8 protein-coding genes are annotated in these 14,931 nt (G+C 58.6%); 3 read left to right on the top strand and 5 right to left on the bottom strand.

All coding sequences use genetic code 11. The features are described from left to right. Positions 1-6 precede the first annotated feature (6 nt). Positions 7-477, bottom strand: coding sequence for a response regulator (locus SH139x_RS19850; RefSeq protein WP_488351503.1), 471 nt, complete (start codon positions 475-477; stop codon positions 7-9). Positions 478-668: 191 nt separating this feature from the next. On the opposite strand from SH139x_RS19850, the gene lysS reads away from it, so the two are divergent. Then, a complete protein-coding gene (gene lysS / locus SH139x_RS19845) occupies positions 669-2,300 on the top strand; it encodes a lysine--tRNA ligase (RefSeq protein WP_488351502.1) in 1,632 nt (543 codons plus the stop codon). A 166-nt stretch (positions 2,301-2,466) separates the two neighbouring features. Continuing rightward, on the top strand, positions 2,467-4,524 hold the full coding sequence (tkt, locus tag SH139x_RS19840) for a transketolase (protein ID WP_488351501.1): 2,058 nt from the start codon (positions 2,467-2,469) through the stop codon (positions 4,522-4,524). Between the two features lie 557 nt (positions 4,525-5,081). Here the strand turns inward: tkt and SH139x_RS19835 are convergent. Next, positions 5,082-6,083 carry an amidohydrolase family protein gene (locus tag SH139x_RS19835; RefSeq protein WP_488351500.1) on the bottom strand — a complete coding sequence of 334 codons (1,002 nt, stop codon included), beginning with the start codon at positions 6,081-6,083 and terminating at the stop codon, positions 5,082-5,084. A gap of 236 nt (positions 6,084-6,319) precedes the next feature. On the opposite strand from SH139x_RS19835, the gene SH139x_RS19830 reads away from it, so the two are divergent. Next, a complete protein-coding gene (locus SH139x_RS19830; RefSeq protein ID WP_488351499.1) occupies positions 6,320-9,934 on the top strand; it encodes an AsmA family protein in 3,615 nt (1,204 codons plus the stop codon). Positions 9,935-10,032: 98 nt separating this feature from the next. Here SH139x_RS19830 and SH139x_RS19825 read toward each other — a convergent pair whose 3' ends face one another. The 3 genes from SH139x_RS19825 to SH139x_RS19815 all read right to left on the bottom strand — a co-directional run bounded on the left by SH139x_RS19825 (position 10,033) and on the right by SH139x_RS19815 (position 14,650). Continuing rightward, entirely contained in the window at positions 10,033-11,016 is a 984-nt protein-coding gene (locus tag SH139x_RS19825) for an AAA family ATPase (protein ID WP_488351498.1), read from the bottom strand. A gap of 151 nt (positions 11,017-11,167) precedes the next feature. Further along, complete coding sequence (locus tag SH139x_RS19820; RefSeq protein ID WP_488351497.1) at positions 11,168-14,023, bottom strand: protein kinase domain-containing protein; 2,856 nt, start codon at positions 14,021-14,023, stop codon at positions 11,168-11,170. A gap of 3 nt (positions 14,024-14,026) precedes the next feature. Next, positions 14,027-14,650, bottom strand: a complete 624-nt coding sequence (locus SH139x_RS19815; protein WP_488351496.1) for an ECF-type sigma factor — start codon at positions 14,648-14,650, stop codon at positions 14,027-14,029. Positions 14,651-14,931 lie beyond the last annotated feature (281 nt).

Raw genomic sequence — 14,931 nt, 5'->3', positions numbered from 1 at the left:
CTCAGGTCAGCTCAGCTCGATCCAGCCTGGCCTCAGGGGACGCCCCCCACGGCGGCGATGATTCGTCTCCAACTGCGGCAACCATAAAGCTTGATCGACCAAGTCGCGCAGCACGTTCGGGTCGATCGGCTTGAACAAACAACGCACCGCCGGCAGTTGCTCGCAACGTTTCTCCAAACCGGCCCACCGCTGATCGGCGATGAAAATCCAAGGCAAGACACTTTCTCCAGCTCGCCGCCGCAGCTCCGGAACCAATTCCAAGGCCGCTTCGGCATCCCCGCCGACATCCATCACCACCCCGTCCAACTGGTGTTCGGTTGCCGCTTGCAGGGCAGCCTGTGAGGTGCGAGCGCAATAACACGTGTATCCAAAACTGTCCAAAGCTCCGGCCGTCCCCAGCAGAGTTATCGGGCTGGAATCGACGATCAACAAACTGGCTGCCGGTTGGGAGCGAGCCGAGGGTTGCGATGCAGTCATGGAGTTCTCAGCAAGGAGCGGCGAGTGGGCAACCAGAGGGGGAGCACAAAACTTTGACGCCACTGTACTTACTCGTTCCGTACCCGGTCTTTCAAGATCGCTTCCTGGGGCGCTACAATCCTGGCGACGGTTCCCGCGGCAGCGCCTAACGCCAGCGGACCACAGGTTTCCACCCTCTCGCGTTTGAGAACATGAACAGCAACGCCGGCCAGCCCAACGAAGACTCTCCCCTTGACCCCCGCGTTGCTCGTCGGGAAAAACTTCGCAAAATCGCCGCCACAGGTCGCGACCCCTGGGGCGCTCGCTTCGATGATCGCTTGACGGTGAAGCAAGCTCGCGAGTTAATTCCTCAGATCAAATATCAGTTTCCCGACGGCACCAGCGTCTTGCCACCCGCCGAATTGGCTAGCGGAACAGCCCCTGCTACGGACTCTGCCAGCGATCAAGCCGCGGTTGACTATCGCGGCTGGAAAGAGGCGCAAAACAAAGCGACGGGGCAGCGTGGTGAAGAAGTGGGGCCGCAAGTCCGCGTGGCTGGCAGGATCATGCTGATGCGGCCCACTGGAAAATTAATTTTCGCCAACCTCCGCGACTGGACTGGCGACATCCAGATTTTCATCGGGCTCAAACAAGTTGGCGAAGACGCCTTCGAGCTGGCAAAAATGTTCGACTTGGGCGATTTGATTGGCGTCGAAGGACGACTTGGTTGGACCAACACGGGTGAGCTGACCGTGTTTGCCGAGGCGCTGCATTTTCACAGTAAAATGTTGGAATTGCCGCCTGAAAAGCATGCCGGGATGAGTGACCCCGAACTCAAGCAACGCATGCGTTACGCCGACTTGGCTTTTAACGAGGGGGTACGGGAAATTTTTCTCGATCGCACGCGGATCGTCAGTTCGATACGCCGCACCTTGGATAGCCAGGATTTCGTCGAAGTCGAAGGTCCTACGCTGCACACCATCGCTGGCGGCGCGGCGGCTCGCCCCTTTACGACCCACCACAACGCGCTCGACATGAAGCTGTTCATGCGGATTGCACTCGAGTTGCACCTCAAACGTCTGCTCGTCGGCGGTATCGAACGCGTCTACGAGTTGGGCCGAGTTTATCGCAACGAAGGGATCAGCACGCGTCATAATCCTGAATTTACGATGCTGGAAACCTACCAGGCGTACGGCGATTACCGCTCCATGATGGATTTAACCGAGCAGTTGATCGCCGGTGCGATCGAGGCCACGGGGGGTGGGTTCCAGCGGACCTTCGCCGACCAAACGATTGATTACACGCCTCCGTTTGCCCGCGCCCGCTACGATGATTTGATCCTCCAGGCGACCGGTGTCGACCCGCGTGATGAGGCGGCAATGATCGCTTTGGCGACCAAGTTGGGTTTGGAAACCGCCGGACGGCACCCCGACGTGATCAAGAACGAAATTTTTGAGGAAAAAGTCGAAGATACGCTGGTTGGCCCCGTGTTCGTCATTGATTATCCGGCCAGTATCTGCCCGTTGACCAAACGCAAGCCGGATGACCCCATGGTGGCCGAACGGTTCGAGTTATTCATCGCCGGCATGGAAATCGCCAACGCGTACACCGAACTGAACGATCCCGACTTGCAAGAAGAACTGTTTAAAACGCAATTAGCCGGACTTTCCGCGGAAGATTCGATGGCCCATATGGACCACGACTTCGTCCGTGCGCTAAAATACGCCATGCCTCCTGCCGGGGGGCTGGGTGTGGGGATCGATCGCCTAGTGATGTTGTTGACGGGTCAAAAATCGATTCGCGACGTCGTTTTGTTCCCTTTGCTGCGACCAGAAGTGACGTAGCCGGCGGCTAACGCCAAAATCACTGCTGGGCAAGACGGCAGGCAAATTGCTTTTCGTCGCGTCGCCGCTACCGCATCCCCTGGTCTCAAGCTAACTTTCGGTCTAACTTTTGGGTTGCTGAACCGCTGTTTTGGAAACCCTGACAATTTCACTCCTGGAATCCACCATGTCCGTATCGACGACCAACCTCAATCAATTGGCCATCGACACCATCCGCACACTTAGCATGGATGCGGTTCAAACGGCCAATAGCGGCCACCCTGGTACCCCCATGGCGCTGGCCCCCGTGGCGTATCAAGTTTGGAACGAAACGATGCGATACGATCCGGCCCAGCCGTTGTGGCCTAACCGCGATCGCTTTGTGCTTTCCTGTGGCCATGCCTCGATGTTGCTCTATTCGGTGCTGCACTTGGTCGGCGTGCGAGCCATGGACAAGCAGCAGCGAGTGCTCGACGAATTGTCGATCAAGCTGGATGACATTAAGAATTTCCGCCAAATCGGCAGCCCTTGCGCGGGACACCCCGAGTATGCCGAAGCGGCTGGGATTGAAACCACCACCGGCCCCTTGGGCCAAGGCGTGGCCAACAGCGTGGGCATGGCAATGGCTTCCAAATGGCTGGCCGCTCGATACAACACGGCCGAGCACAATCTGTTTGACTTCAACACCTACGCCCTCTGCAGTGACGGCGATTTGATGGAGGGTGTCGCCAGCGAAGCAGCATCATTGGCTGGCCACCTCAAGCTCGACAACCTCTGCTGGATCTACGACGACAACAAAATCACCATCGAAGGTGACACCGATTTAGCATTCAGCGAAGATGTCCGCGTCCGCTTCGAGGGACTCGGCTGGAACGTCTTGAGTGTGGCCGATGCCAACGACCTGGAAGCGATTGGTAAGGCCTTAGCGACTTTCCAACAAACCAGCGGCAAACCGACCTTGATCATCGTGCGGAGCGTGATCGCTTGGGGGGCACCCAACAAAGCCAACACGCATGGCGCCCACGGTGCACCGCTCGGCTGGGACGAAATCGAAGCTACCAAAGCGGCCTACAATTGGCCCAATAACGAACCGTTCCACGTTCCCGACGGGGTTCGCGAGCATTTTGCCGAGGGTGTCGGCCAGCGTGGTGCCGCCGCCTATCAAGCTTGGCAAGAACTCTGGGAAACGTATCAGCAGAGCAACACCAGCCAAGCTGCCGAGTTGGCTGATTTGTTTGCCAATCGTTTACCTGAGGGCTGGGATCGCGATTTGCCGAGCTTTGAGGCTTCCGAAAAGGGCGACGCCACGCGGAACTCTAGCGGCAAGGCGCTCAACGCCATCGCCAAGAACATTCCCTTTGTGATCGGTGGTTCGGCCGACTTGGCTCCCAGCACCAAGACCGAATTGACCTTCCCCGGTGCCGATTCATTCAGCGCCGATAATTACGCCGGTCGCAATTTACACTTCGGCATCCGCGAACACGCCATGGCGGCGATCTGTAACGGCATGTCATTGTGCGGACTGCGTGCCTACGGGGCTACCTTCTTTGTCTTTACCGATTATATGCGAGGCGCCATGCGGCTCAGCAGCATCATGCATCAACCGGTGCTTTACGTGCTGACCCACGACTCGATCGGTGTCGGTGAGGACGGTCCCACGCACCAACCGATCGAACATTTGGCTGCTTGCCGTGCCATCCCCGGACTGCACGTGTTCCGTCCCGGCGATGCCAATGAAGTGGTGGAAAGCTACCGCACGGTGTTCAATATTCAGGATCATCCCGCGGCGATCGTCTGCTCGCGGCAAAATATGCCGACCCTCGATCGGACTCGCTACGCTTCGGCGGCAGGCACCTCGCGCGGTGGCTACGTTTTGGGCGATTGCGAAGGCACTCCCGCAGTCATTTTGATGGCCAGCGGCAGCGAATTGCAGTTTGTCGTGGAAGCCTACGAGAGGTTGACCGCCGACGGAATCAAAGCCCGCGTGGTCAGCATGCCCAGCCTCTGCTTGTTCGCCCTGCAATCGCAAGAGTATCAAGACGAAGTGTTGCCACCCAGTTGCCGCGCCCGAGTGGCGGTGGAAGCTGGTTTAGCACTCTCCTGGTATCCGTTCATCGGTATCGATGGGCACTTTATCGGCATGGGAGGCTTTGGAGCATCGGGTCCCTTTGATAGCCTCTACAAAAAGTTTGGGATCACCGCCGACGCCGCCTACGCGGCGGCAAAGCAGCTGGTTTGCAGTTAGCAGTTAGCCACGGTCCTCGTTAGCCGTTTTCGCGCGAGCCACGGTTCCCGCTCGCCGTTTGGCCTCATTAGCAACCCAAACCCAGCCCCACGAAAGACTCGCTCCCTTCGTCCCCGGGACTGGCCTTCGAAAGAGCATGTGCCGCAGGGAAAAACTCAATAAGGCCAGTTTTGCGGGGAGAAGGGCACAATGTAGAACGATTGTCCCCAATCGTTTGCGGTGTCAACCAGTTCCCCCCGCGGGCGTCTGCGTTTAAGTCAGCGTATTTCCCATTAGCAACCTACACTCCGCCCCGGAAAGAGACTCTTCGGGATTAGGCCCGCGCTGTGCCGGCCTGGTTTGCCCGCTAATCACGCGAATGAGCGCGAATAAAAATCACTGCCATTCAGCAAAGCAGCTCACGAGTTAGCAGTTAGCCGCGGTTCCCGCATTGAGCCGAACTAGTCACCTGCAACAAAACGGTGGCTAGCGCCAAAACCGCTAACGAGAATGGTGGCTAGCGCCAAAACCGCTAACGAGAATGGTGGCTAGCGCCAAAACCGCTAACAGGCGGGCGCTCAATCCAACCTGTAAATCCGCCGCGCGTTCTCGGCCCACAGCGATCGCTGCTCCGCTTCGGGGCGGTGGGCGATAACTTCATGCAGGGCCGAAACCCAATCCAACAGCGAAGCCCCCAGCCGGCAAACGGGCCAATCACTGCCAAACACCACGCGCTGCGGCCCAAAGCTGTCGAGACAGTGGTTGATCACCGTCGCCAAATCGGCTGGCTGCCAACCGGCCGGTGCCCTGGCGATGATGCCCGATATCTTGCAAGTCACGTTGGCGTGTTTGGCAATCCGCTCAATGTCACGCTTCCACTGCTCGGGATCATGCGTCGGTCGCTCCACGCCCGCTCGGAAAGCGGTCACGTCGGCATTGCCACAGTGGTCCAACACAAAATGAGTTTCTGGGACTTGCGCAATCAACTGCTCGGCATCACCGAGTTCCGCCGGTCGCATGCAAAGGTCGTACTTCAGATTGTGCTCGCCCAACAAACGGACTCCTCGCACAAAGTCAGGCTGCAAACAATAACCGCGCGGGGTCGACGCCCCATGCAGCACTTGCCGAACTCCTTTGATCGCTTTATTGCCGGCAAATTTTTTCACGTAAGCGGAGAACTCCGCGTCGGCCGGTCGTCCCCCGATCACGGCGGCTCGCGTCGGCGATTTCCCGCCGGCGATCAACGCTAGGATTTGTTCGGCCTCGGCGACATGGTTCTGCGGAGCCACATCGACCTCCATGTAGATCGCCGAGATGTCGAGGCGTTCGCTGGCGCCAAGATACTGAGTGGTTTGATACTCTCGCCGCAAAATTTCGCTGGCCCCCTCCAGCCAGGGCGGCATCGCCTCGCCGACGCTCCACAAATGTTGATGCGTATCGATAATTTTCCCGTGCGGCAGCGGCTTCTCGGGTGCCGCAGGATCGGGATTTGGCTGGGCAGCACTTGTCCGGCTCGCGGCAGCCAAACCCAGCATGCTGCTGGTAGCCAAGGAGGCTTTGAGAAAGCGACGACGTTCCATAATGAGTGCTCTTGGATAGGTAGCAACGGGAGGCGTTTAATCGAGCGTCAAGCATTCACTTTAATTCGTCGCGGCTGCCCCACCCACCCCTAGGATCACCGGTTTTAAACAGCGAGGGGGAAGCCGGTGATTTTTCGCTATTCCCTTAAATCGTTGATTTCCCTACCCTCGACCCGCCGGCGCGCCAGTGTCGGGCCGTGACTGAACCGGACGCTTCGTTGGTAAGGGGACTCCCCGTGGCAAGACGTGACTTTTCCCGAACGCTACGTTGGATGCGCGAGGGAACCGAGCGTCGGCGGCAGCAACGGTCGCAGCGAAAACGCAAATTCGTGGCGATGATTGCCCTGTTTCTGGGCATGCTCGTGCTTTGCCTGCCAAGCTTGATCAGCTACTCCCCCTTAATCCACTCGTTGCTGCGATCCCAAACGGCCATTTACGGCTGGACGGTCACCGCCAACACCATTCGCATCGGCTGGATTACTCCGCTGCATATCAGCCAACTCGAAGCGGTCGGTGCTTCAGGCGAAACCGTGCTGGTCGCCGACTCGCTCGATGCCGGCTTTACCATTCTCGATCTGCTACGCGGGGAAACCGACCTGGGCACGCTGCACCTCGACGGGCCCCGTTTGGAAACGCAAGTGTACGCCGGCGGCAGCCGCCTCGAAGAAGATTTGGCCAGCTGGTTGGCGACGCCCAGTGATGGAAACTCTTATCGCGCCGAGCTGAAAGTGCGAAATGGAACCGTCAAGCTGGAAGACATGGCACGGGCCCGCGTTTGGCGAACCGACCAACTGCAGATGACCGTGCAACTTGACCAACAGATCGGCATCGTTTTCGAAGGTGTGTTGACCGACCCGGACGGTATCAGCGGTACGCTGCAAACGGAACTTACCTACCGCCCCAAGGCTATCGCGAAACTGGCCGAATTGGCAAATCTAGAGCGAGTCAATGGTGGCGAAGAAACAGGCGAATTCCCTTTGGAATGGCTGGCACAAGCCAACGGTCTGCCCCTTTCGTTGCTCGAACTCGTCACCCTTCGCTTTCCTGCCGCGGCCGCCGGGTTGCCGCAAAGTTGGTCGGGGAATGCCAGCGGAGCATTTAGCGGTACCCTCCTCAGTGACGACTCGTTCCGGTGTACTGCACAACCGATCGATTTGCGAAATTTAGTTGTTCAGGACGCCAAGATTACCGGCCCCGATGCTTGGAAAGTGGGGCAAGCTCGTCTGGAAGGCACGCTCAACTATGGTGCAGACAAACTAGCTTGCCGAAACTTCACCCTCGTTTCTGACGCCGGTTCTCTGAGCTTTGATGGAGTACTCGACGCGACGGCAATCAGCCGTGGCGAATACTTGAGCGCTATGCGGGGTCAGCTGGTTACCGATTTTGACTTGGCAGTGCTAACGCAAGCAGCCCCCGGCTTGATCCCCGTTCGCACCGACGCGCGGATCGACAGCGGGCGGGTGCAAGCCTCGATCAGCGGAACGCTGGGCGCCGACCAACAATTCCGCAGTAGCTGGAACTTGGTTACCCAACCGATTCGAGCCACAGTCCACGAAAGCGCCGTCCAGGGCGGTGCCGAAGTGGTGCTGCAACCGGTGACTGCCGAGATTATCCTGCGGCCGGTGGGGGATTGGATTTCAGCCGAACATCTGCACGTGCAAAGCAGTTTTGGCACGGCCACCGCCAGCGGCGATTTGCGCAGCGGCCAAGCTCAGTTCAATCTTAACTTTGGGCGTTTGGCGAGTATCTTGGGGAGTATTTTGGAACTACCCGAAGCGAGCCTTGGTGGCACGGCCGAAGGGCAAGTGCGTTGGTCGGTTGACGCTCAAAACCGCTGGAGCTTAGCGGGAACCGCGGGGGGACGATCGATTGTCGTGCAACTGCCCGGCGGGACGCGGCTGGAACGCCCGCGAGTGGAATTAGTTGTCGATGCCCAAGGGGTCTGGACCGCCGGCTCGTTGCAACAATTAAGCAGCGTCAGCATGCAAGTCAAAGAGCCACAGCAAGCCTGGAACTTTACGCTCGTGCGTCCCGTCCAAAACCCAGACCGCAACACGCGACTTCCCTTGCGAATCCAGGGCAACGGCCAAATCGCGACCTTGGCCAGCTGGTGCGCCGGCAGCATCCCGCAATCGGTCCAGCATCTGGCTGGAGAGATCGAAGCGGACTTGGAAGGTAACTTTTCGCTCGCCGGCGGTGAACTCGAGCGGCTTTCAGCAACGGTGCGGCAAGCTTCCGCGGTCGTCTCCGGGCGGCGTTATGAACAGTCGATCATTAAAACAGAATTTCAAGGTAGTTTACGAATTCCAGAAGCCGAACTGCGTTGTCAAACTTTCACCGTCAGCGGCAATGCCGTCTCATTTGCCATGCAGGGCGAGCTGAATTCCAGCATTGCCAATATGGAAATCGCTTATCGGTGTGACCTCTCGCGGCTGCATGGTTCGATTACCAAACCGGCCAGCATCATGAATGGCCTGTTGACTGGCAGCGGTGCGAATCAAATTGACGATGCCTGGAAGTTTTACGGTGCGGTATCTGGCCAAGCGATGGTCTCTCGCAACGTGCATGGCCCATGGATGGTGGTACTTGATTCCAACTGGAAGGATCTCCGCGTCGTCCAACCACCCAACATCGTTTACGCTTCGGCTCTCGACGGCCCCCCGCGGCCTTCGGCAACCAACCTGCAGCCGACTGAGGTGTGGGCTGAACCCGAACTGACGATCGCCGCCGATCTGGAGTTATCCCCGCAGGACAATCAGCTTACGTTGAGCAGCCTGCGGCTCAACACTCCTTGGTTTGCCACCGACCTTTCTGGCGGGATCGAGTTGGCGAATGACTTCCCGTTACAAATGGCTGGTCCCAGTCAAATTGACGTGAGCGTCGTTGGACAGCGGCTCACTAGGCTGCTCGGCGAACCGATCGTTGCGCGGGGCAAACACGCTACACCGCTCAGCATCCGCGCTCGAGCCGGAGCTGCGGGAGAAGCGGAATTCGAGCTGGCCGGCAGCATCGGCTGGGATACCGCCGCTGTGTCCGGTTTGCAATTGGGTGCCGCGCGGGTGCCGCTGCGAGTGACCGAAAACGTGGTTTATGTGGAGCCCGCCAGCGTGCCTCTGGAACGTGGCAAAATCAACTTGGCGGGCGAAGTGCATTATCGTCCTGGTGCCTTGTGGTTTGAACAACAAGCCGGTTTGTTTGCCGAGGGGATTACGCTGACTCCGGAGATGTGTCGTGGTTGGCTGAAATACATGCTTCCCTTGGCTGCCGACGCCACGGCGGTTAGCGGCACGTTTTCGGTTGAGCTAGCCGAGTGCTTGATTATTCCCTCGGACCCAGTTCGTTCCCGTGTGCGTGGTTCTTTGCAAATCGAGGGAGCGACGGTTGGCCCTGGGCCGCTGGCGAAAAACCTGATCGCCACCATCGATACCTTGGAAATGGCGGCGAAGGGGTTGCAGGGCCAGCCCTCTGCGGCTAACGATAAACAGTGGATTCGCATGGAGCCGCAAGCGATTGATTTTGCCATGCTCGACGGGCGCGTTTCCCACCAACGGATGATGATGCAAATTGGCAAAGTTGGTTTGTTGAGCAGCGGGAACGTATCGCTCGATGGTCGCCTCGCACTGGGGATCGAAGTCCCTTTACAAGCCAGTTGGTTGGGAAGCGAACTGCAGGGGCTGGCTGGCCAACAGCTCACGATCCCAATCAACGGAACGTTGCAATCACCCCGCGTCGACACGCAAGCGGTAGCCGGCATCATCGGCAACCTGGGAGCCAAAGCGGTGCAAGGCACCGCCGAAAATTACTTGCAGCGTCAGCTTGATCGCCAACTGCAGAAACTCTTCGGCAACTAATTTGCCAACCGGCACGGCAAACACCCGCGCCAAGAGACTCGCCGTGGTGATTGGATAAGTCGGCTTTGCGGAACTAGCTTCAAAACCACCGACGGTTATCAATAGGGGATATCCTCGTCGTCATCATCGTCATCGTCGTCACGATCGGGATGAAGGGGATCGTCCGCATCAAAAAAGAAATCCGCCAACCCCAGTGGGACAGCGTCGCCTCCCAGCGTGCGACGTTTGCGATCAGCCGCCGCTTCCAGGTCCAAAGCGTCTTCTCCCAGGCAACACTCCAAAGCTTCTCGCCAGGCCGCATCGCGGTTCATCGGATGCGTCGGATTCTGAGCCAAACGCTTGAGCGCGTAGCGAAGCATGTTAATCCCGTCACGAGGCGAATAGTCCAACTTTAGCTCGTGCGAACGTTGCAAGAATTCCACCGTCATGGCCAACATGTCGGCCTCGGCAAAGGGCAGGTGGTACTGCAGAATTGCCAGCTCATCCTGTTTGGTGGGAAAACCAACCGGCAATGTCGGCTGCAAACGGCTGAGGATGTAATCGGGAATCTCAAAAGTCGATTCATCCTGGTTCATCGTTACCGCAGCGCGGAAATTCGGATTGGCGGCGATGGTGATGCCCGCCACGATCGATTCCACGTAGCGGCGTTGATCGAAGAGGGGAGCGAGCGAGGCCCATGACTTTTCGTTCATGCGGTTGCCCTCGTCCAACACGCAAACTCCACCGACCAACATCGCCGTGACCAAGGGCGAGGCGTGGTAAGCGATTTGGCCGTTTTGAGCTAACACGGGAGTTACCAGCAAATCTTCCGGCCGCGTGTCACTGGTGCACTGGTAAATGTACAACGGCCTTTGACTTTCCCCCGCCGCGGCAATCGCCAACTGCGTTTTGCCAACACCGGGGGAACCGATCAGCCGGGGAGTTAACGGCAAATCGGTCTGGTCGACCGTTAACCAGCAGGCCAAAAGTTGCATCAGCAACTCGCGTTGGCCAATCCAATCGCCACCTGTTTGATTGGGGCGACTGAGTTTCAGCCGCACACCTTCAATATCAACGTACTCGTCTTCAACCTTAATTTCCATGCTCCGCCCTTGTCGGTGCGATGTCGCGTGGCTACCGCGGTGCCACAATGCTGGTTTTGCTCTGACGGCTTTAATTTAGCCCTTTGCGGGGCTCGCTGGGCGTTAGTTTATCGTCAAAGTGGTTGTGGCTGTAGAGGTTGCCCAGCGGGGCTCACGATTGCCGCAAAGGGCCACCCACTAAGTCTCGCAAGATGGTGCGTTGGCGGACTTGGGAAAAAGCGGGATGAGCGGAGACTAAAAATGGCAACCTGGCAGCCTGCTCGCTCTTGAGCCGCAGCAGCCACCCCTCTTCGACTTTCGGAGCTCGGCGGAGTGTCAAGATCGCTTCGTTCAACTCGACACCATAGGGCCCATAAGGCAGCTTGTTTAGGCTTGCCGCGCGGGCTATCCAGTAATCAGATTTTCCGTCGTGGGAGGTGTGCTCAGCGAGTAATTGCTGAGCGGCGGGTATTTCTTGGCGGCTTTCCAGCACATCGAGTTCAAACCCGATCGCCAATTCCCGCGCGCGTCCGTCGTACGCGGCTCGCATCGCGCGGACTTGGTTGATGGCAGTGTTGGCATCGCCCGCCAACCACGTGAGCCGAGCCGCTTGGAGTTGAAAAGCGACCGACATTTTGTCGAGGCTGGTCGCCTGCTGGGCGTGCTCGAACGCTTGCCGCCACCGCCCCCGCGCGGCCAAGAATACGGCGTATTCGTACTGTGCAACCCAGCTGAGCGTCATTTTCGGCACGCGCTCGGCGAAAATTCTCTCGGCCTCGGCGAAGTCCCAGTCGGCTTGCCAAGCCAGCACGGCGGCGGCCAATTCGGCCGTGTTGGAATCGACCCGCAAGTCGCGAACTTGCGCCACCGCTTGGCGAGCTTGTTGGATCAAATCGGCCCGTTCCTCAGCAGCCGCTTGTTCCAGCAAAATCATCGCCGTCAGAGCGATCCCAGCGTGCGCTTCGGCGAACTTTGCATCCTGCCGTACTGCGCTGCGGAAACACCCCATTGCATCTCGTAAAGCTTTGGTGGAATCGGGGTCCATCCGCGCGTAGCCGTTGACCAAGCAGTGGTACGAAGCGTTGCTGCGTGGCTCGCCGCTGTTGTAACCGGCCAGTTCCCGGCCGATGCCGGCGGCCACCTGCTCGGCAATTTCCTGCTGCTCGATCAGATTCGTCTCTTGCTTGACACGCGTGTTGTAGCTGCAGATTTGGAAACCACTTTGGGAATCAATCAACTGCACATCGATAGTTTGATAGCCATCGCCATCGGTGATCACCGTGCCAATCAAGACGGCGTCCACTCCCAATTGCTGGCCGGTCTCTTGATAGCGAGCCAGTTCGAGCTTGACACCTCGCGAAGCAAGTGCCGGTGGCTCAGTGCTGGGGCCCTGCGCTGCGTCGCCAGCGTGTGCTGCATTGCCGGCCTGCGCAGTGTTATCGGCGGGCCTGTTGGTGGCAGAACCGTTGGCAAGTTCAGCCACGGGTGCGGTCTCCACCGCGGGGTCATTGCGGAGCGGCAAATAGGGATAAACGCGAAGATCGGGGACACGCGTCAATTGGTTGGCGATCGCGGCCGCCATTTGTTCGCCGATCCCGAGGTCGCGAGTATTCATCCCGGCCAGCGGGGTCATGTCGAGCCGCAAACCATCTTCCAGCGGCATGACGGCGATCGATTGGATCTTGGCGGGCTGCTTGAGCCAACGCCCCAAGCTGCTAGATGCGGCGACTCCAGCAGCCACTAAACCGGTCCAGCCGGCAGCTTGGAGGAACCGTCGCCGCGGAAAGCGATGGGCATGGACTGATTCGTCGACGGTCATTTGCCGGACCACTGACTCGGTCGGGCGGTCGGCGATGGCGGTGGTGGGGTGGGGCGAAGGGTGTGGTTTGGGGCGAGAGTTCAAGCGGGCGGTTGTTGGGCTCGGCAAACAATCGCCATCGATAGTGACGTCGCCCCGCAGTTGGCAGGCCAAACGCTGGGCATCGGCCAACCGCTCACCAGGTTCCTTGACAAGACAAGCAGCGATCAGATCGACCAGTCGCGGGTCGTCGGCGACGCGCGTGGGATCGTATTCGGGCTGGGCGTTGATGATCGCGGCTAACGATTCGGCGAAGGTCTCACGTTGGAAGGGGCCGTAGCCGAAGAAGCATTCGTACAGCACGCATCCCAGGCTGAACAAGTCGGCCGCCACGCTGACTTGCCCCCCCTTGGCTTGCTCGGGTGACAAATAGCCGGCCGTACCGAGGATCACCCCGGAAACGGTCGCTTCATCACCACCTCCGCGGGCGCTGTCGTTTCGCGACAGCCCGAAGTCGAGCAGTTTGACGCGGCCTTCTTCGGTGATGAACAAGTTCTCAGGTTTTAGATCGCGATGGACGATCCCCATGGCGTGAGCGGCGGCCAAAGCATCCGCCGCTTCGCCGCCGATAAACCGTGTTTCCTCGGGGCTGAGTGGTGCGGCTTGGCGAAGTCGCTCGCGAACCGTGACGCCTTTTAGCAGTTCCATCACGGCGAAGGGGCGCCCTTGGTGTTGGCCCACGTCGTACAGGCTGACGATGGCCGGGTGGCTGAGCCCGGCAATTGCCCTCGCTTCGCGGTCAAAGCGGTCGAATCGCTGCTGGTCGTCGGGTGAGCCGTCGAGTTGTTCAATCAGCACTTTGATGGCCACGTCGCGATCGAGCCGCGTGTCGCGGCCCCGGTAGACTTCTCCCATGCCGCCGCGGCCAATGCGAGCTTCCAGCAAATAGGGGCCAATCCGCATCCCGGGTTGAAACCAGTCGGCCAACCGCTGGTTACTCCCCACCATCTCCGCCGCGACTGCCCGCAGTTCGGTTTCCAATATTTCGCGATGATTGCCCGCATAGTTATTGAGCGTGGCAGCAATCATGCTTTCCAGCACATCTTGGGGCAGCCGCTCGCTCGCCGCCACATGACTGGCCTTGGGACGGCCGCGCAGTGATCGCTCGAATTCGATGCTGAGGGAATCGATTTCGGCCAAATGTCGGGCGGATAGTTGGGATATTTGCATTCGTTATTCCTTGGAATCCGACTCCGTTTCTGTCCAAATCTTACGGATTAATTGCAAGCGCCGCTCGACGGCCCGTTTGCTCATTTCCAAAATCTCAGCGATCTCGTCGACTAAATATCCTTCCATCCGCATCACGGCGATCTCTCGCAGGGCGGGATCACCCAGCGATTCCAGCAAGGTCTCGGCCGCTTCGGCCATCTCCGCTTCCCAGGCGGGACCTTCGTCGCGTCCTTCGATTCCGGTGATGCCCGGCCCCGGCTGAGCTTCTTGAGGAGCGAGGAAAACCGACTCCCCGCGGACTTTTCCGCCTCCCCGCTTCTGCCGCGCGTGGTGCCGCATGTGGGCCTGTACCTTGCGGCTGGTAAGTACAATTAACAATCCCCAAAGGTTGTCAGGCCCCGCCAAATTCGGAAATCGATCCGCTTTGACCCCGGCGACAAAGCTGTGAAAAGCCGACAGTGCCACATCTTCTTCATCGCGAATTCGCCGCAAGGAGGTCGGCAAACGTTTACCTGCCAGGCGAACGATGCGGTGATAATACTGCTCCCACAGCGTGTTGGCCGCATGCTCGTCGCCCGCACGTAGGCGAATCAACAAAGACTCGAACGATTCGCCCTCCTCGGTCATAACGTTTTTTCCTTCCGAGAAAGCTGGCGACGAAAACTGCTAGCGAAGACTCAGCCAAGAAGACCAAACCCAAACAACGACTGCTGGCACCCACCTTTTGTAATCATCCGCAAATCGGCCTGCCAACCCGGCTCCTCTCCCAACTCGTTACATCCGAAAAATATTGTAACGAAAACGACATAACACGGGGGGCAATCGCTGATAAAATTGAATCGATAGCTCTGGTGATACGGGCCTGTTGATGATTATTCGCGGTACAACTCGGCAAATTAGCCTTGACA

Origin of the sequence: Kothea flammea (genome assembly GCF_052161645.1) — a bacterium.
Taxonomy (GTDB): domain Bacteria; phylum Planctomycetota; class Planctomycetia; order Pirellulales; family Pirellulaceae; genus Laterigemmans.
The sequence above is the reverse complement of the archived record's forward strand: the minus strand, read 5'-3'. Positions and strand labels throughout refer to the sequence as shown.